At 61.9% G+C, this 16675-nt stretch carries 15 protein-coding genes; 12 read left to right on the top strand and 3 right to left on the bottom strand.

Translation table 11 applies throughout. The features are described from left to right. Nucleotides 1–98: 98 nt before the first annotated feature. The 3 genes from GM658_RS19405 to GM658_RS19395 all read left to right on the top strand — a co-directional run bounded on the left by GM658_RS19405 (nt 99) and on the right by GM658_RS19395 (nt 3084). Nucleotides 99–1016: a flagellin N-terminal helical domain-containing protein gene (locus GM658_RS19405; protein WP_155455720.1), complete on the top strand. Its 918-nt coding sequence runs from the start codon at nt 99–101 to the stop codon at nt 1014–1016. 170 nt (nt 1017–1186) lie between these two features. Beyond that, a complete protein-coding gene (locus tag GM658_RS19400; RefSeq protein ID WP_155455719.1) occupies nt 1187–2059 on the top strand; it encodes a flagellin N-terminal helical domain-containing protein in 873 nt (290 codons plus the stop codon). 74 nt (nt 2060–2133) lie between these two features. Continuing rightward, the gene (locus GM658_RS19395) at nt 2134–3084 is read left to right on the top strand and encodes a hypothetical protein (protein WP_155455718.1); all 951 of its coding nucleotides are present in this window, start codon (nt 2134–2136) and stop codon (nt 3082–3084) included. Here the strand turns inward: GM658_RS19395 and GM658_RS19390 are convergent. Beyond that, the gene (locus tag GM658_RS19390; RefSeq protein ID WP_155455717.1) at nt 3014–3982 is read right to left on the bottom strand and encodes a LysR family transcriptional regulator; all 969 of its coding nucleotides are present in this window, start codon (nt 3980–3982) and stop codon (nt 3014–3016) included. The genes GM658_RS19395 and GM658_RS19390 overlap by 71 nt on opposite strands. A gap of 126 nt (nt 3983–4108) precedes the next feature. On the opposite strand from GM658_RS19390, the gene gcl reads away from it, so the two are divergent. Genes gcl through pyk form a run of 5 tightly spaced genes read left to right on the top strand, consistent with a single transcriptional unit; the run spans nt 4109 to nt 10277 of the window. Further along, a complete protein-coding gene (gene gcl / locus GM658_RS19385) occupies nt 4109–5851 on the top strand; it encodes a glyoxylate carboligase (RefSeq protein ID WP_155455716.1) in 1743 nt (580 codons plus the stop codon). 11 nt (nt 5852–5862) lie between these two features. Then, the gene (gene hyi / locus GM658_RS19380; protein WP_155455715.1) at nt 5863–6642 is read left to right on the top strand and encodes a hydroxypyruvate isomerase; all 780 of its coding nucleotides are present in this window, start codon (nt 5863–5865) and stop codon (nt 6640–6642) included. A 24-nt stretch (nt 6643–6666) separates the two neighbouring features. Further along, nucleotides 6667–7554 carry a 2-hydroxy-3-oxopropionate reductase gene (gene glxR / locus GM658_RS19375; RefSeq protein WP_155455714.1) on the top strand — a complete coding sequence of 296 codons (888 nt, stop codon included), beginning with the start codon at nt 6667–6669 and terminating at the stop codon, nt 7552–7554. Between the two features lies 1 nt (nt 7555). Next, a complete protein-coding gene (locus tag GM658_RS19370) occupies nt 7556–8827 on the top strand; it encodes a glycerate kinase type-2 family protein (protein ID WP_155455713.1) in 1272 nt (423 codons plus the stop codon). Between the two features lie 28 nt (nt 8828–8855). Continuing rightward, nucleotides 8856–10277 (top strand): pyruvate kinase, encoded by a 1422-nt coding sequence (gene pyk / locus GM658_RS19365; RefSeq protein WP_155455712.1) that lies wholly within the window; start codon nt 8856–8858, stop codon nt 10275–10277. A 168-nt stretch (nt 10278–10445) separates the two neighbouring features. On the opposite strand, the gene guaD is transcribed toward pyk, so the two are convergent. Both guaD and uraH read right to left on the bottom strand, forming a co-directional pair. Beyond that, nucleotides 10446–11747: a guanine deaminase gene (guaD, locus tag GM658_RS19360; RefSeq protein WP_155455711.1), complete on the bottom strand. Its 1302-nt coding sequence runs from the start codon at nt 11745–11747 to the stop codon at nt 10446–10448. A 9-nt stretch (nt 11748–11756) separates the two neighbouring features. After that, the gene (gene uraH, locus GM658_RS19355) at nt 11757–12110 is read right to left on the bottom strand and encodes a hydroxyisourate hydrolase (protein WP_155455710.1); all 354 of its coding nucleotides are present in this window, start codon (nt 12108–12110) and stop codon (nt 11757–11759) included. A 140-nt stretch (nt 12111–12250) separates the two neighbouring features. Here uraH and GM658_RS19350 point away from each other — a divergent pair, with 140 nt between their 5' ends. The 4 genes from GM658_RS19350 (at nt 12251) to GM658_RS19335 (ending at nt 16546) form a co-directional block, all read left to right on the top strand. Next, the gene (locus GM658_RS19350) at nt 12251–13072 is read left to right on the top strand and encodes an outer envelope protein (protein WP_155455709.1); all 822 of its coding nucleotides are present in this window, start codon (nt 12251–12253) and stop codon (nt 13070–13072) included. A gap of 118 nt (nt 13073–13190) precedes the next feature. Beyond that, nucleotides 13191–14543 (top strand): uracil-xanthine permease family protein, encoded by a 1353-nt coding sequence (locus GM658_RS19345; protein WP_155455708.1) that lies wholly within the window; start codon nt 13191–13193, stop codon nt 14541–14543. Between the two features lie 117 nt (nt 14544–14660). Beyond that, entirely contained in the window at nt 14661–16022 is a 1362-nt protein-coding gene (locus GM658_RS19340; RefSeq protein WP_155455707.1) for an 8-oxoguanine deaminase, read from the top strand. Nucleotides 16023–16093: 71 nt separating this feature from the next. Beyond that, on the top strand, nt 16094–16546 hold the full coding sequence (locus tag GM658_RS19335; RefSeq protein ID WP_155455706.1) for a DUF3761 domain-containing protein: 453 nt from the start codon (nt 16094–16096) through the stop codon (nt 16544–16546). Nucleotides 16547–16675 lie beyond the last annotated feature (129 nt).

The raw sequence follows: 16675 nt of genomic DNA, 5'->3' as shown, positions 1-16675 counted from the left end.
CTCGGCATTTAATGCCCGCACCGCCCCGGTCGCCTTGATCTGTTGAGAGCGTAGAAGTGACTCGCTGCTCAATTTGAAACAATAACCCAGGAGTTAGCATGCTGAGCCTTCACACCAACGCAGCGGCCCTTTCCGCGCAAAACTCGATTTCCCGCACCCAGTCGTCGCTGTCGACCTCGATGACGCGCCTGAGCACCGGCTTCCGCATCAACTCGGCAATGGATGATGCTGCAGGCCTGCAGATCGCCACTCGTCTGAAGACCCAGACCAGCGGCATGGGCGTTGCCATGCGCAACACCCAGAACTCGATCTCGCTGATGCAGACCTCGGAAGGCGCGCTGGACGAGACCACCAACATTCTGAACCGCATGAAAGACCTGGCGACCCAGGCTGCCGACGGTTCGTCCACCGCCGCCGACCAGAGCGCGATGCAGAAGGAGTACAACTCCCTGACCGACGAGCTGTCGAACATCTTCAACAACACCAAATTCGGCGGCACTACCCTGCTGCAGAAAGCCGGCGGCGCGGCACCGGGCAAACTGTCCGCTGCAATTACTTTCCAGATTGGCGCCAGCTCCGGCGAGAAACTGTCGGCAGACTTCTCGACCGAGCGCAACACGGCCTCGGCTGACATCAAGGCAGCGGCAGCAGGCTTCGTGGACGCCGGCGTCGCCGGCGCCGCCAACGGCACCGAAATCAGCGACCTGGCCGGCGGCGTTGCAGCAACCGGTTCCACCAACGCCAACGCCACCATCGACAAGCTGGCCACCGCGATTGATTCCGTCGGCGCCCTGCGTTCCAAGCTCGGCGCGGTGTCGAACCGCCTGGACCACGTCTACAATAACCTGTCCAACATCTCGACCAACACCAAGAACGCAACCGGCCGCATCATGGACGTGGACTTCGCCTCCGAATCCGCCACCATGACCTCGTCGCAAATGCTGCTGCAAGCCGGCACCGCGATGCTGAAACAGTCGAACAGCCAGTCCTCGCTGGTCATGTCGCTGCTGCAGTAATTCCGTAGCGTGCTTTGCCCAAGAAGCCAACCGTGCGCGGTTGGCTTTTTTATTCCAAAAAAAATTTCCACTCGGCATTTAACTCTTCCGGCACGGCAGTCGCCTTGTATTACTGAGAGCGCAGAAAAACACCTCGCTGCTCATAACGAACCAACCACCCAGGAGCTAGCATGCTGAGCCTTCATACCAACGCAGCGGCGCTGTCCGCGCAAAACTCGATTTCCCGTACGCAGACTTCGCTGTCGACGTCGATGACCCGCCTGAGCACCGGCTTCCGCATCAACTCGGCAATGGACGACGCAGCCGGCCTGCAGATCGCCACCCGTCTGAAAACCCAGACCAGCGGCATGGGCGTTGCCATGCGCAACACCCAGAATTCGATTTCCCTGATGCAGACCGCTGAAGGCGCACTCGACGAGACCACCAACATCCTGAACCGCATGAAGGACCTGGCGACCCAGGCCGCTGACGGCTCCTCTACCGCTGCCGACCAGACCGCGATGCAGAAGGAATTTGACTCGCTGACCGACGAACTGTCCAACATCTTCGGCAACACCAAATTCGGCGGCACCTCGCTGTTGGCCACCGGCGGCAAGCTGACCGCGGCCGTGACCTTCCAGATCGGCGCCAGCTCCGGCGAAAAACTGTCGGTGAACTTCAACACCGAACTGGCCCAGGCTGTGACCGACATGGGCACCGCCACCGGCGCCGGTTTCAGCCAGGCAGGCACGCCACTGGCCGCGCCAGGTACCCAACTGACCGCCAGCGCCAACGCTGCGATCGACCAGATCGCCACCGCCATCGACTCCGTTGGCGCGCTGCGTTCCAAGCTGGGTGCCATCTCGAACCGCCTGGACCACGTCTACAACAACCTGTCCAATATTTCGACCAACACCAAGAACGCAACCGGCCGCATCATGGACGTCGACTTCGCTTCGGAATCGGCGCAAATGACCTCGTCGCAGATGCTGCTGCAAGCCGGCACCGCCATGCTGAAACAGTCGAACAGCCAGTCTTCGCTGGTCCTGTCGCTGCTGCAGTAATCACGCAGGGCACTTGAGAAAGCCAACCCTGCGCGGTTGGCTTTTTTTATATCGCCGTATTACTATCAGCTTTTATGGCACTCGATCGCGTAACACCCTCCAATCCGGCCCTGAGTATCCATGATCGCCAGGTGCGCGAGACGCCCGGGTTGACCAGCGCACAGCCGGTTCCTCCCGTTGCCCAGCCGCCGGGCGACGCGCCGGAGTTTGCACTGCAGAACGGCTTGCCCTCCTCCGTCGGCGCACTGATCGAATCGATGGAAGGCGCTGTACAGCAAGGCCAGGCTGGCAAGGCCATCGCCTCGGCGGTTGCTGCCGCCGGCGCCATGCTGGCGCAGGAAACGCTGTCCATGCAGCCCAACCAGCTCTTCAATTTGCGCCAGCTCGTCTGGCACAATCCCGATACCAATCAATTGGCTGCCTCCTGGCAGGTGATGGTGCGCACCTATGGCGAGCAGCGCGCTGCCCTGATGCAGCAGCATGAAGGCCGCCATGTCCCGGCCAGCCTGTTCATGGCCGATCCGCCACCGCAAATGCAGCGCGCCAGCCATGGCCTGGTGTCGGAGCTCGATGCCTGGCGGTTCGCCGTCTATGCCTGGGGCGCGGAGAAGCTCACCCTGCGCGTGATTGCGCGCGATCCCGGCCAGGAGGAAGGGCCGGACCAGCGCCGCCGCCGTCCCCGCGTGGCGCTGCGGCTCGAATTGAATTTGCCTAACGTCGGCAAGGTCGCCGTACAAATGGAGCCGGCCGAAGGCGGCATCGTGCTGGAAATTGCCGCGCAATCCAATGATGGCGTGCAGCGCATGCGCGAGCTGCTGCCGCACATTGCCACCATCATTGCCGGCTGCGGCCTGCAGATCGTACGCGCACGACTGATGCGCGAGCTTTCTCCCCTTACCTCATTCGAAAACAATCCCACGCATGCGCAAGTCGCGCAACTGACGGCTCCCGTCTTCAAGGCGATGGCGGAAGTTGCAGTGTTCCTGTCCCAGCCGCGCTTGCCGGACGCTGCGCAATTGGCTTAGTCCAATACCCTGGCTCGGCGTAGATCGCTTTCAGTTCGTCGATGAAGAAGCGGATTTTCGCCGGCAAATGGCGCTGCTGCAGGTAGACCGCCATGATGTCGTAATCGGGCAGCGCAAAATCATCGAGCACCGTAATCAGGCTGCCCTCCGCCAGCTGCGCCTGGATTTCCCACGTCGAACGCCAGGCCAGGCCCAGGCTTTCGCATGCCCAGCGATGCAATAGCTCGCCGTCGTTGCAGTCCAGGTTCCCCTGCACCCTGACCGTGACTGGCTTGCCGCCCTGCTGGAAATACCAGCCGCGCTGCTGTCCCCCCTGCAGGTTGAACGCCAGGCAGTTGTGCTGGGCCAGGTCGTCCAGCGTGCGTGGAATACCGTTCCGCTCGAAATATTCAGGTGTGCCGCATACAACACGCCGGTTCTTCGCCAGGCGCACCGCCACAAAACTTGGGTCGATCACGCCACCGATGCGGATGCCCAGGTCATAGCCTTCGCGCACCAGGTCGATCACCTGGTCGGTCAGGTTGAAGGACAGCTGCACGTCCGGATTCGCTGCCAGAAAGCCCGGCGCGTGCGGCGCAACATGCTGGCGCCCAAACGAGGCCGGCGCGGACACGATCAGGTGACCGGTGGCCTTGTGTCTTCCCTCCGAAATATTGCGTTCGGCGATCTCCATATCAGAGAGCAGCTTGCGGCAATCCTCCAGGAAGACGTTGCCCTGCTCCGTCAGCGTCTGGTGGCGCGTTGTGCGGTGCATCAGTTTTACCCCCAAACGCTTTTCCAGCGCGTCGATCCGGCGCCCCAGCATCACCGGCGTGATGTTCTGTTCCAGCGCCGCACGGGCCAGGCTGCCCTTCTCGACCACGGCCACGAAGGCCTCGATTTGCTTGAGTTTGTCCATGCCTTCGATTATTCCATACACATAGTATCGAATGAAACGATTTTTTGTCGTCTTATCAGGGCAACCGTTCGCCGATAGCATACAAAACATCAACAACAGACTTTGTACGCATATCAGGAGATCACCATGGCAAAAATGACGGCAGCTGAAGCAGCTGTCCACGTACTGCAGAAGGAAGGCATTTCGGTCGCGTTCGGCGTGCCGGGTGCTGCCATCAATCCGCTGTACGCTGCACTGAAAAAGAACGGCAAGATCAAGCACATCCTGGGCCGCCACGTCGAAGGCGCATCCCACATGGCTGAAGGCTACACCCGCGCTGCGCCGGGCAATATCGGCGTCTGCATCGGCACCTCCGGTCCAGCGGGCACGGACATGATCACCGGCCTGTATTCGGCGCAAGCGGACTCGATCCCTATCCTGTGCATTACCGGCCAGGCGCCGCGCGCCCGCCTGCACAAGGAAGACTTCCAGGCCGTCGACATTTCGTCCATCGCCAAGCCAGTCACCAAGATGGCGACCACGGTCCTGGAGCCAGCCCAGGTGCCGCGCGTGTTCCAGCAAGCCTTCCACCTGATGCGCTCCGGCCGTCCAGGTCCGGTGCTGATCGACCTGCCGTTCGATGTGATGATGGCGCAGATCGAATTCGATCCGGAGACCTACACCCCGCTGGAAGCGTTCAAGCCGCGCGCCTCGCGCGCCCAGGTCGAGAAGGCGCTGGAAATGATGATGGAAGCGGAATACCCGCTGATCACCGCCGGCGGCGGCATCATCAACGCCAATGCCTCCGCCCTGCTGCAGGAATTCGCCGAAATCGTCAACGTGCCGGTGATCCCGACCCTGATGGGCTGGGGCACCATCCCTGACGACCACCCGCTGATGGCGGGCATGGCCGGCCTGCAGACCAGCCACCGCTACGGCAACGCCACCGTGCTGGCTTCCGACTTCATCATCGGCATCGGCAACCGCTGGGCCAACCGCCACACCGGCTCTGTCGACGTATTCACCGAAGGCCGTACCTTCGTGCACGTCGATATCGAACCAACCCAGATCGGCCGCGTCTTCGGCCCGGACCTGGGCATTGTGTCCGACGCCGGCTACGCGCTGGAGTTGTTCATCGAAGTGGCCAAGGAATGGAAAGCCGCCGGCAAGCTGCGCGACCGCAGCGGGTGGGTGGCGCAATGCCAGAACCGCAAGCGCACCATGCTGCGCAAGACCGACTACGACAATGTCCCGGTCAAGCCGCTGCGCGTGTACGAAGAGATGAACAAGTACTTCGGCCGCAATACGCGCTACGTTTCCGCCATTGGCTTGTCGCAGATCGCCGCCGCCCAGTTCCTGCACGTCTACCAGCCGCGCAACTGGATCAACTGCGGCCAGGCGGGCCCGCTGGGCTGGACCATCCCGGCTGCACTGGGTGTCCGTGCCTCCGATCCAACCACCGACATCGTGGCGATCTCGGGCGACTACGACTTCCAGTTCCTGATCGAAGAACTGGCAGTGGGCGCGCAATTCAAGCTGCCTTACATCCACGTGCTGGTGAATAACTCCTACCTGGGCCTGATTCGCCAATCGCAGCGCGGCTTCGACATGGACTTCTGCGTGCAGCTGTCCTTCGAAAACGTGAACGCGCCGGAACTGAATGGCTACGGCGTGGACCACGTGGCTGTCGTGGAAGGCCTGGGTTGCAAAGCGATCCGCGTGCACAAGCCGGACGACATCATCCCCGCATTCGAACAAGCCCGCGAACTGATGGCCAAGTTCAGCGTGCCGGTCGTGGTGGAAGTGATCCTGGAGCGCGTGACCAATATTGCGATGGGCACCGAGATCAACGCCATCAACGAATTCAACGACATCATCGACGCCGCTTAAGAGGAACTGCAATGCCAAAATACGCCGCCAATCTGACCATGCTGTTCAACGAGCAGCCTTTCCTGGAACGCTTCGGCGCCGCTGCGCGCAATGGCTTCAAGGGCGTCGAATTCCTGTTCCCTTACGAATTCGAGCCGCAGCAAGTGCATGAGCAATTGGAAAAGCACAAGCTGGAAATGGTGCTGCACAACCTCCCGGCCGGCAACTGGGCCGGCGGTGAGCGAGGCATCGCCTGCCATCCGAACCGCGTGGGCGAGTTCGAACAGGGGGTGGAAACCGCACTGGCCTATGCCAGCGTACTGGGTACCCAGCGCATCAACTGCCTGGTCGGCATCAAGCCGCAAGGCGTGGCCGACGCCGATGCCCGTGCCGTCCTGGTGAGCAACCTGAAGTTTGCGGCCGCAGCCCTGAAGAAGGCCGGCATTCCGCTGCTGATCGAACCAATCAATACCTACGATATTCCGGGCTTTTTCCTGTCTGGCACCCGCCAGGGCCTGGACCTGATCGAGTCAGTGGGGTCAGACAACCTGTTCCTGCAGTACGACATCTACCACATGCAGCGAATGGAAGGTGAACTGGCCAACACGATCAAGAACCACCTGTCCGTCATCAAGCACGTGCAGCTGGCCGACAACCCGGGCCGCTTCGAGCCCGGCACCGGCGAAATCAATTACCGCTACCTGCTCAACTTCCTCGACGAAATCGGTTACGACGGCTGGGTGGGCTGCGAATACAAACCAAAGGCCGGCACGGAAGCAGGCCTGGGATGGCGCCACGTGCTGGCCGCCTGAATGACACTTAGAGGAGAAAGTACCATGCAAAAACTCGGATTCATCGGTCTCGGCATCATGGGCGGCCCAATGGCCGGTCACCTGCAAGCGGCAGGCCATAAACTGTACCTGCACGACGTGAAGAACCCGCCGGCCAACCTGGTCGAAGGCGGCGCCACCGTATGCACCTCCGCGATGGAAGTAGCCAAGCGCGCCGACATCATCTTCCTGATGGTGCCGGACACCCCGCAGGTTGAAGAAGTCCTGTTCTCGGAAGACGGCATCGCGGCAGGCCTGAGCGCCGGCAAGATCGTGGTCGACATGAGCTCCATCTCGCCGATCGCCACCAAGGAATTCGCCAAGAAGATCAACAAGAAGAGCTGCGCTTACCTGGACGCGCCAGTGTCCGGCGGCGAAGTGGGCGCCAAGGCGGCCTCGCTTACCATCATGGTCGGCGGCCCGCAGGAAGCCTTCGACACCGTCAAGCCGCTGTTTGAACTGATGGGCAAGAACATCACCCTGGTCGGCGGCAACGGCGACGGGCAGACCACCAAGGTGGCCAACCAGATCATCGTGGCGCTGAACATCCAGGCCGTGGCGGAAGCTTTGCTGTTCGCATCCAAGGCCGGCGCGGATCCTGCCAAGGTGCGCGAAGCGCTGATGGGCGGCTTCGCTTCCTCGCGCATCCTGGAAGTACACGGCGAACGCATGGTCAAGCGTACCTTCAACCCTGGCTTCCGCATCGCGCTGCACCAGAAGGACCTGAACCTGGCACTGCAGGGCGCCAAGGCGCTGGGCGTGTCGCTGCCTAACACCTCGGCCACGCAGGAACTGATGAATGCCTGCGCCGCCAACGGTCTGTCGGGCCTCGACCACTCCGCGCTGTGCCAGGCGATTGAACTGATGTCCAACCACCGCATCGCGCAGGCATAACATGACGTCCGCCCCAGCCCCACGCGAGCTCTTGCTCGACCTGTACAACGCCGCCATCGGCGCCGTTCATCCACGCAACCTGGTGCAGGATTACCTGCCGCAGCCGCCCGCCAATGGCCGCACCCTGGTAATTGGCGCCGGCAAAGGCGCTGCCGCCATGGCGCAGGCAGTGGAGCAGCATTGGCAAGGTCCGCTTTCGGGGCTGGTGGTGACGCGTTACGGCCACGGCGCCGATACCAAATTGATCGAAGTCGTCGAAGCGTCCCATCCCGTGCCGGATGACGCGGGACAAAAGGCTGCGGCACGCATGCTGGAGATGGTGCAAGGCCTGAGCGAAAACGACCTGGTCTTGTGCCTGATTTCCGGTGGCGGTTCGGCCTTGCTGGCCCTGCCCGCCGAGGGCATCTCGCTGGCAGAGAAACAGGCGCTGAACAAGGCCCTGCTGAAAAGCGGCGCCACCATCGGCGAAATGAACTGCGTGCGCAAGCATCTTTCCGCGATCAAGGGCGGCCGGCTGGCTCTGGCCTGCGGAAACGCGCGCGTGGTCACGCTGCTGATTTCGGACGTACCGGGCGACGATCCGCGCGTCATCGCCAGCGGCCCTACCCTGCCCGATGCGACGACCAGCGCCGAAGCGCTGGCCATCCTGTGCAAATACCAGATCGAGATCCCGAAAAGCGTGCTGGTCCACCTGCAGTCGGCCGCCAGCGAAACGCCAAAGCCTGGCGACCAGCGCTTTGAAGGCCATAGTCACCATGTGATCGCAACGGCGCAGCATGCGCTGGAGGCAGCAGCGGAGAAGGCGCGCAACGCCGGAATCACGCCTTATATCCTGTCCGATGGCATCGAGGGCGAAGCGCGCGATATCGGCCTGATGCATGCCGCCATGGCGCGTCAGGTACTGGCGCACGGACAACCGTTCCAGCGCCCCTGCGTCATCCTGTCCGGTGGCGAAACCACCGTCACGGTGCGCGGCAATGGGCGCGGTGGCCGCAATGTCGAATTCCTGCTCAGCTTCGCGCTGGCCATGGAAGGCGCCCCAGGCGTACACGCAATCGCCTGCGACACCGACGGCATCGACGGCTCGGAAGACAACGCCGGCGCCGTTTATGCGCCTGAGTCCCTGGCACGCGCCGAAGCCAAAGGCGTCAGCGGCAAGCACCTGCTGGCCAACAACGACGCCTACAGCTTCTTCAGTGCGCTGGACGACCTGGTGGTGAGCGGACCGACACGCACCAATGTCAATGACTTCCGCGCCATCCTGATTCTTTGAATCACCGAGAATAGAGAGAGACACCAATATGCGTCGAGAACGCAAAGCAAAAATCGTTGCAACCCTGGGCCCCGCATGCAGTGACCACGCCACCATCAAGGCGCTGTTCGAAGCTGGCGCAGACGTGTTCCGTTTCAATTTCAGCCACGGCAGCCATGCCGACCACCAGGAGCGCTACAAGATCGTGCGCACCATCGAGCAGGAGCTGGGGCGGCCCATCGCCATCCTGGCCGACCTGCAAGGCCCCAAGCTGCGCATCGGCCAGTTCGCCGACGGCAAGGTGATGCTGCGAGAAGGCGCCGAATTCCAGCTGGACCAGGCGCCAACGCCGGGCAGCGCAGCGCGCGTCTGCCTGCCGCATCCCGAGCTGTTTGCCGTCGTCAGCGCAGGCCAATGCTTGCTGCTGGACGATGGCCGCATTCGGCTGGAAGTCCTGGCCAGCGATGCCGGCGCCATCCGCACCCGTGTGGTGAATGGTGGCGTGCTGTCCGACCGCAAGGGCGTGAATGTGCCGGACGCCGTGCTGCCGATTCCCGCGCTGACGAACAAGGATAAGGCCGACCTCGAATTCGCACTGGGCCTGGGCGTGGATTGGATTGCCCTCTCCTTCGTGCAATTGCCGGAGGACGTGGTGCAGGCGAAGGAATTGGTGCAAGGCCGTGCAGGAGTGCTGTCCAAGCTCGAAAAGCCTGCCGCACTGGATCGACTGGAAGAAATCGTAGGCGTGTCCGACGCCGTCATGGTGGCCCGTGGCGACCTCGGGGTCGAGCTCCCGCCGGAGCGCGTGCCGGGCGTGCAGAAGCGCATCGTGCGCCTGTGCCGCAAGCATGGCAAGCCAGTGGTGGTGGCAACGCAGATGCTGGAATCCATGGTGACCGCGCCAGTGCCGACGCGCGCCGAGGCTTCCGACGTGGCCAATGCTGTCTATGAAGGCGCGGATGCGGTGATGCTGTCGGCGGAATCGGCCAGCGGCGCCTATCCGGTGCAGGCGGTGTCGATCATGAACCGCATTATCTCGGAGGTGGAACGCGATCCGCTGTACCCGGCCATGATCGAAGCGCAGCACCAGGCGCCGTTGCCGAACAAGGGGGACGCAATCAGCGCGGCCATGCGTGACGCGGCGCGCATCATGGGGGCGAAGGCGATGGTGGCTTATACGACTTCCGGACATAGCAGCTTGCGCACGGCGCGCGAGCGGCCCATGGCGCCGATTGTCAGCATTACGCCGAAGCCCGAGACGGCGCGCCGCTTGGCGCTGGCCTGGGGCGTGCATAGCACCGTGAGCCGGGATGTGAATAGTGTGGATGAAATGGTGGCTGCGGCTTGCCGTACAGCGCTGACTGAAGGATTTGTTCAGGCGGGGGATCAGATTGCGATTGCTGCCGGTACGCCGTTTGGGCAGCCTGGCAGCACCAATTTACTGCGGTTGGCTGAGATATGGCCACAATGAATAGCTGAAGTATCGTCTTTCTCTTTTTGCGCCGGTCCTCCAACCGGCGTTTTTTTTAACCCGGTAAACCAGGGTCAGACCCAAGGGTCAGACCCGCCTGCTCAACGGCCGCCGGGTCCTTCGAGCTGACAGTGTCAGGCCCTTGGGTCTGACACTGGTTTACCGGGTTTACTCCCCTCGCTGATGCACCTGCGCCCCCGCAGCATAGGTAGCGGCAACGGTACGATCATCGCCCAGCAGCGCCACGGCAAACAGCAATTCCTCCAGACTGTCGCAGCGTGTAGTGCGTCGCTCCAGCAATGGCGTAGCTTTAGGATCGAGCACAACAAAATCAGCCTCGGCCCCGGCGACGAAATTGCCAACAGTCCCCTCCAGCTGCATGCTGCGCGCCCCACCCAGCGTCGCCATGTAGAACATCCGCAAAGCAGGTAAATAAGTCCCGCCCATGCGCGCCACCTTGTAGGTCTCATTCATGGTTTGCAGCATCGAGAACGAAGTGCCGCCGCCAACATCGGTCGCCAGCGACAGCGCCACCTGCTGCCGGTCCGCAGCAGCGAAGTCGAACAGTCCGCTCCCCAGGAACAGGTTGGAAGTTGCGCACATCGAAACGGCAGCGCCAGTATCCGCCATGCGAGCCCGATCTTCATCATCCAGCCAGATGCAATGCGCATACATGGAGCGCTTGCGCAGCAGGCCGAACTTGTCGTACACGTCCAGGTAGCTGCGCGCCTCCGGGAACAGCGACTTGACCCACGCCACTTCATCCGTATTTTCCGCCACGTGCGTCTGCACATAAGTATCCGGGTAAGCGCGCGCCAGTTCCCCGCACATCGCAAGCTGCGCCTCTGTGGAAGTTGGTGCAAAGCGCGGCGTCAGGGCATACATATTGCGGCCCTTGTTGTGCCAGCGATGAATCAGCTCCTCGCTTTCGCGCGCACCGCGTTCTGCGGTGTCCTGCAAGAAGTCCGGGCAGTGCCGGTCCATCATCACCTTGCCGGCCGCCACGCGCAGGTTGTGCGCTTCGGCCGCGCCAAAGAAGGCGTCTACCGACTCCTGGTGCACCGTGCAATACACCATGGCTGTGGTGGTGCCGCAACGCAGCAGCTCTTTGACAAAGAAGTCCGCCACGCCGCGCGCATGCTCAGGATCCTTGAACTGGCGCTCGGTAGGGAAAGTGTAGGTATCCAGCCACGGCAACAGGCCTGGCGCCGGCGAGGCGATCATGTCTGTTTGCGGGTAGTGGATGTGGGTGTCGATAAACCCCGGCATGATGATCTTTCCGCGGTAGTCGCGCACCTGGGTGCCTGGCGGCAGCGTGTCTTTCAGGCGATCGTAGTCGCCTGCAGCAAGGACGCGGCCTTGAACGACCACCAGCAGGCCGTCTTCGTGCCAGGAGTGCGCCTTGTCGCTCATGGCCGGATCGGCCGTGAAATGCAGGATGCTGGCGCGGAATGCTTTTACTGTACTCATGACGCCTTCCTAGCTCCCGCGGTAAGTCGAATATGCCCATGGCGACACCACGATCGGCACGTGGTAGTTGGCGTCGGCGTCGGCAATGCCGAAGGCGATGACGACTTCGTCGACAAAGCGCGGCTCCGGCAGCGCCACGCCTTGCCCCGCAAAGTAGTCGCCGGCGGCAAAAACCAGCTCATATTTGCCCGCCACGACTTCACCTCCGGTCAGCAAAGGCGTTTCGCAACGGCCGTCCTGGTTGGTGGTGTCGGTCTTCAACAACACTTTTGTGCTGCCGTCGACGCGGAACAGTTTTACTTTCACACCTGCGCCGGGCCTGCCCTGCGTGATGTCCAGTACGTGTGTACTCAGTTTGCCCATAAGGTCTCCTCCTGGTGATGACATTTAATGAAGAAAATCATATACGGCGGGCCATCGCGATATATACACGCTGGTGAATATCAACCATGAGGGACACGGACATAATCGAGACTCCATATCAAAAAAGTACAGGAGACAACATGCAGCAAGCATTACGCGTAGCGGCAGCAGGAACTATCGCTGTCCTGGCCCTGAGCATGGGCGCCCAACAGGCCAGCGCCGCCGACTGGAGTGACACTTCCATCGGCTACCGCTACGGCACCAAATTCGCCGAACCGTACAATCCTGAAGACATCCACAAGCAGATCCTGAGCTGGACGTATGCCGACGGCTACAAATACGGCGGCAACTACATGAATCTCGATTTCCTGCGTTCCGACGGTGCGGACAACAATGCCCACGAGGCCTATCTGCTGTACCGCCACACGCTGGACCTGGGCAAGGTAAGCGGCAAGGATCTCAAATTCGGGCCCGTACGCGGTGTCGGCATCACCGCCGGTTTCGACTGGAACACCAAGAACGACAATACTTACAACTCGCGCAAGCGCATGATCGTCGCCGGCCCGACCCTGATGGTCGACGTACCGGGATTCCTGAACGTGAGCCTGCTGGCCATGTGGGAAAGCAACCAGCCGCTCGGCATCGCCAAGCGCTATTCCTACGACACGCACGCCATGTTGAATGCCGCTTGGGGGATCCCGCTGGGTTCGGGCTTCAGCTTCGAGGGCTATGCGAACTGGATCGGCAACAAAGGCAAGGACGAATTCGGCGGCCAGACTTCGCCGGAGGTGAATATCGACGCACAAGTAATGTATGACCTGAGCCGCCATTTGAATGCGAAGCCGAATACCTTCAAGATCGGCCTGGAATACCAATACTGGCGCAACAAATTTGGTAATCCACATAATATCCCGGGCAGCACGGCGAAAACGCCGATGATCCGGGCGGAGTATCACTTCTGACCCTGGAACCGGGGCAAGGCTCAAAAGCCAGGCCCCGGCCAAAACGATTGACCCGAAGTGGCATGCCGGATAGCACCGGAACAAGTAGTTCAGAAAAAAGTCCTATAACGGAGACACCATGAACAACCTGCTATACCAGGTGGACGACCGTCCACCACCAATCACCACCGCCCTCCTCGCCGCCCAGCACATGCTGGCTGCCCTGGGCGGCATCATTGCCGTCCCACTGGTGGTCGGCGCAGTCCTCAAACTTCCCGCCGACCAGGTCGTTGCACTGGTCAATGCCGCGCTGCTCGGCTCCGGCATCGTCACCACCATCCAGTGCATCGGCGTGGGCCGGGTCGGCATCCGCCTGCCCTGCGTGATGGGCACCAGCTTTGCCTTCGTCGGCGCCGCAATCAGCGTGGGCCTGGAGCATGGCGTGCCGGGCATCCTGGGCTCTTCGCTGGCAGGTTCGGCGATCATGATCCTTGGCAGCTTCTTCATGCCGCAGATTCGCAAGCTGTTCCCGCACCAGGTGACGGCGGTGGTGGTGACCATGATCGGCCTCTCGCTTGTGCCGGTTGCTGTCGACTGGGCCGCCGGCGGCAAGAATGCCGGCGCCAATTACGGCGATCCGACCAATCTTGGCATCGCGCTGTTCGTGCTGGCTACCGTGATCGCCTTGGTACAATTCGGCAAAGGCATCATCTCGGCTGCCGCCGTGGTCATTGGCATTGCCATCGGCTATGCGGTGTGCCTGGGCTTGGGACTCGTGAACTTCACGGCCGTGCAAAAGGCCGCGGTATTCGCGGTGCCGCAGCCGCTGTATTTCGGAATGACCTTCCCGGTCAGCGGGATCCTGGCGATGGCACTGGCCTACGTGGTGACGATCGTGGAAACCACCGGCACCTTCATGGCCTTGGGCTCTGCAACCAATACCAAGATGAAGGGCAAGCTGCTGTGCCGCGGCGTGCTGTGCGACGGCCTGGGCTCCGCCTTCGTTTCCGTGCTGGGCGCTCCCCCGGTATCGACCTTTGCGCAGAACGTCGGCGTGATTTCGCTGACCGGCGTGGCGAGCCGCTACGTGGTGGCGCTGACGGGTGTGTTCCTCGCGGCTGCCGGCCTGTTCCCGGTGCTGGGCGCAATCGTCGTGACGATCCCGCAGCCTGTGCTGGGTGGTGCGGGCCTGATGATGTTTGCCATGATTATCGCGGCAGGCGTGCAGATGCTGTCCAACGTCGAGCATGACAAACGTACCGGCCTGCTGATCGCGGTGTCGGTGGGCTGCGGCCTGGCGGTGTCGGAACGCCCGGAACTGCTGGCCAAGCTGCCGTCTTTCGTGCACGAGATCTTTGGTTCCGGCATTTCCACCGCTGCCATTGTGGCTGTGGTGTTGAACCTGGTCCTGCCGGACCGCCCCGTGGCCGTGCATGACGACGAAGAAGAAGATGATGTACCGCAGCCGATGCTGATCCCTAAAGTCGGCTGATCCAATACGGTCCCGCAGCCGCAGTGCGGCGGGACCGGCGAATTTCCAACATTGTTTCCGCATTGCTTAGTGCATTGTTTCCGCAGTGTCCAACACATTCATAGAACTGGAAACAATATGTCCAAGACCCTCCTGATCAAGAATGCACGCGTTGTCGTCACCATGGACGAGCAACGCCGCGAAATCAACGACGGCGCCATTTTCGTGCGCGGCAACGTCATCGAACAAGTCGGTCCGACTTCCGCGTTGCCTCAAACGGCCGATGAAGTGATCAACGCCGCCGGACACGTGGTGATCCCGGGCCTGGTCAACACCCACCATCACATGTACCAAAGCCTGACGCGCGTGATTCCCGCCGCGCAGAACGGCGAACTATTCAACTGGCTCACCAACCTGTACCCGATCTGGTCCAACCTGGATGCCGAAATGGTGCATGTCTCGACGCTGACCGCCATGTCGGAGCTGATCCTGTCCGGCTGCACCACCAGCAGTGACCACCTCTACATTTACCCGAACGGCTGTAAGCTCGATGACAGCATCGAAGCGGCGGCAAAGATCGGCATGCGCTTCCACGCCGCACGCGGTTCGATGAGCGTCGGCCAGTCGAAGGGCGGCCTGCCGCCCGATTGCGTGGTGGAAGACGAACAAGCCATCCTCAAGGACACCCAGCGGCTGATCGAGACCTACCACGACGCCGGCCGCCACGCCATGCAGCGCATCGTGGTCGCGCCCTGCTCGCCCTTCTCCGTCTCGCGCGACCTGATGAAGGAAGCCGCCGCACTGGCCCGCAGCCACGGCGTTTCCCTGCACACGCACCTCGCGGAAAACCTCAACGACATTGCCTACAGCCGCGAAAAATTCAATATGACGCCGGCCGAATACGCCGAAGACTGCGGCTGGGTGGGCCACGACGTCTGGCACGCCCACTGCGTGCAGCTGGACGACGCAGGCATCTACATGTTCGCAAAGACCGGCACCGGTGTCGCGCATTGTCCCTGCTCGAATATGCGCCTGGCCTCCGGCATTGCGCCGATCCGCAAGATGGTCGATGCTGGTGTGCCGGTGGGCCTGGGTGTCGACGGCTCCGCCTCCAACGACGGCGCCCACATGCTGGGCGAAGCGCGCCAGGCCATGCTGTTGCAGCGCGTCGGTTTCGGCCCGGATGCCATGACGGCCCGGCAAGCGCTGGAGCTCGCAACCCTCGGTGGCGCCAAAGTACTGAACCGCGACGACATCGGCGCGCTCAAGCCCGGCATGTCGGCCGATATCGCCATGTTCAAGCTGGACCAGGTCGGCTTTGCCGGCGCCCTGCACGATCCTGTTGCGGCGCTGGTGTTCTGCACCCCGGCCAACGTCGATGTCAGCATCATCAATGGCAAAGTGGTGGTGAAGGATGGCATGCTGCAGACCATCGACTTGCCGCTTGTGCTGGAGCGCCACAACCAGCTGGCGGCCAGGCTGGCGCACGCGAGCAGGTAGCTTTCAATAGTTTCGAAATTGAAATAATATCGAAACACGCACGTATGTTCGTGTCTGTTGGAGAGTCGGTCATGAAAAAAATTCTGCTTTCGCTGGCAATCGCTTCCTCCGTCTCACTCGCCTCCTTCGCACAAGCGGCCGAGGCCCCTGCTGCAGGCACTGTTACTGCGACCTGTAAAGATGGCACGCCATACAGCGGCGCCACCATGAAGGGCGCCTGCCGTGGACACGGCGGTGTCGACAAAAAGGCTTCCGCCGCATCGGCTGCCTCCGCTGCCGCGCCAGCTGCTTCCGCCGCCGCCGCGCCCGCCGCCCCGGCCGCGAAACCCGCCAAGTCTGCCGCGCCAGCCCAGGCCGCCGCTGGCGGTGGTGATGGCAAAGTGTGGGTCAACGCATCGACCAAGGTGTACCACTGCGAAGGCGACCGCTACTACGGCAAGACCAAGACCGGCGAATACATGAGTGAAGCCGACGCCAAGGCTAAAGGCTTCCACGGCTCGCACGGCAAAGCCTGCGCCAAGTAACCAGGTAATAAGGAACAGATGTCGGGAAAAAGCTCGCTCCGAGCGAGCTTTTTTCAGGAAGACAGCGATATCAAGCGTTGCTGCCGCGGCCACGGTCGAGGCCGTCGTCGGGTCGTCCATCCCTGCGAC

Origin of the sequence: Massilia eburnea (assembly GCF_009720745.1) — a bacterium.
Taxonomy (GTDB): domain Bacteria; phylum Pseudomonadota; class Gammaproteobacteria; order Burkholderiales; family Burkholderiaceae_D; genus Rugamonas; species Rugamonas eburnea.
The sequence above is the reverse complement of the archived record's forward strand: the minus strand, read 5'-3'. Positions and strand labels throughout refer to the sequence as shown.

What these genes read in the sequence shown, in the direction of transcription:
- GM658_RS19405 (WP_155455720.1), top strand. Translation starts at nt 99, where the DNA reads ATGCTGAGCCTTCACACCAACGCAGCGGCCCTTTCCGCGCAAAACTCG.
- GM658_RS19400 (WP_155455719.1), top strand. Translation starts at nt 1,187, where the DNA reads ATGCTGAGCCTTCATACCAACGCAGCGGCGCTGTCCGCGCAAAACTCG.
- GM658_RS19395 (WP_155455718.1), top strand. Translation starts at nt 2,134, where the DNA reads ATGGCACTCGATCGCGTAACACCCTCCAATCCGGCCCTGAGTATCCAT.
- GM658_RS19390 (WP_155455717.1), bottom strand. Translation starts at nt 3,982, where the DNA reads ATGGACAAACTCAAGCAAATCGAGGCCTTCGTGGCCGTGGTCGAGAAG.
- gcl (WP_155455716.1), top strand. Translation starts at nt 4,109, where the DNA reads ATGGCAAAAATGACGGCAGCTGAAGCAGCTGTCCACGTACTGCAGAAG.
- hyi (WP_155455715.1), top strand. Translation starts at nt 5,863, where the DNA reads ATGCCAAAATACGCCGCCAATCTGACCATGCTGTTCAACGAGCAGCCT.
- glxR (WP_155455714.1), top strand. Translation starts at nt 6,667, where the DNA reads ATGCAAAAACTCGGATTCATCGGTCTCGGCATCATGGGCGGCCCAATG.
- GM658_RS19370 (WP_155455713.1), top strand. Translation starts at nt 7,556, where the DNA reads ATGACGTCCGCCCCAGCCCCACGCGAGCTCTTGCTCGACCTGTACAAC.
- pyk (WP_155455712.1), top strand. Translation starts at nt 8,856, where the DNA reads ATGCGTCGAGAACGCAAAGCAAAAATCGTTGCAACCCTGGGCCCCGCA.
- guaD (WP_155455711.1), bottom strand. Translation starts at nt 11,747, where the DNA reads ATGAGTACAGTAAAAGCATTCCGCGCCAGCATCCTGCATTTCACGGCC.
- uraH (WP_155455710.1), bottom strand. Translation starts at nt 12,110, where the DNA reads ATGGGCAAACTGAGTACACACGTACTGGACATCACGCAGGGCAGGCCC.
- GM658_RS19350 (WP_155455709.1), top strand. Translation starts at nt 12,251, where the DNA reads ATGCAGCAAGCATTACGCGTAGCGGCAGCAGGAACTATCGCTGTCCTG.
- GM658_RS19345 (WP_155455708.1), top strand. Translation starts at nt 13,191, where the DNA reads ATGAACAACCTGCTATACCAGGTGGACGACCGTCCACCACCAATCACC.
- GM658_RS19340 (WP_155455707.1), top strand. Translation starts at nt 14,661, where the DNA reads ATGTCCAAGACCCTCCTGATCAAGAATGCACGCGTTGTCGTCACCATG.
- GM658_RS19335 (WP_155455706.1), top strand. Translation starts at nt 16,094, where the DNA reads ATGAAAAAAATTCTGCTTTCGCTGGCAATCGCTTCCTCCGTCTCACTC.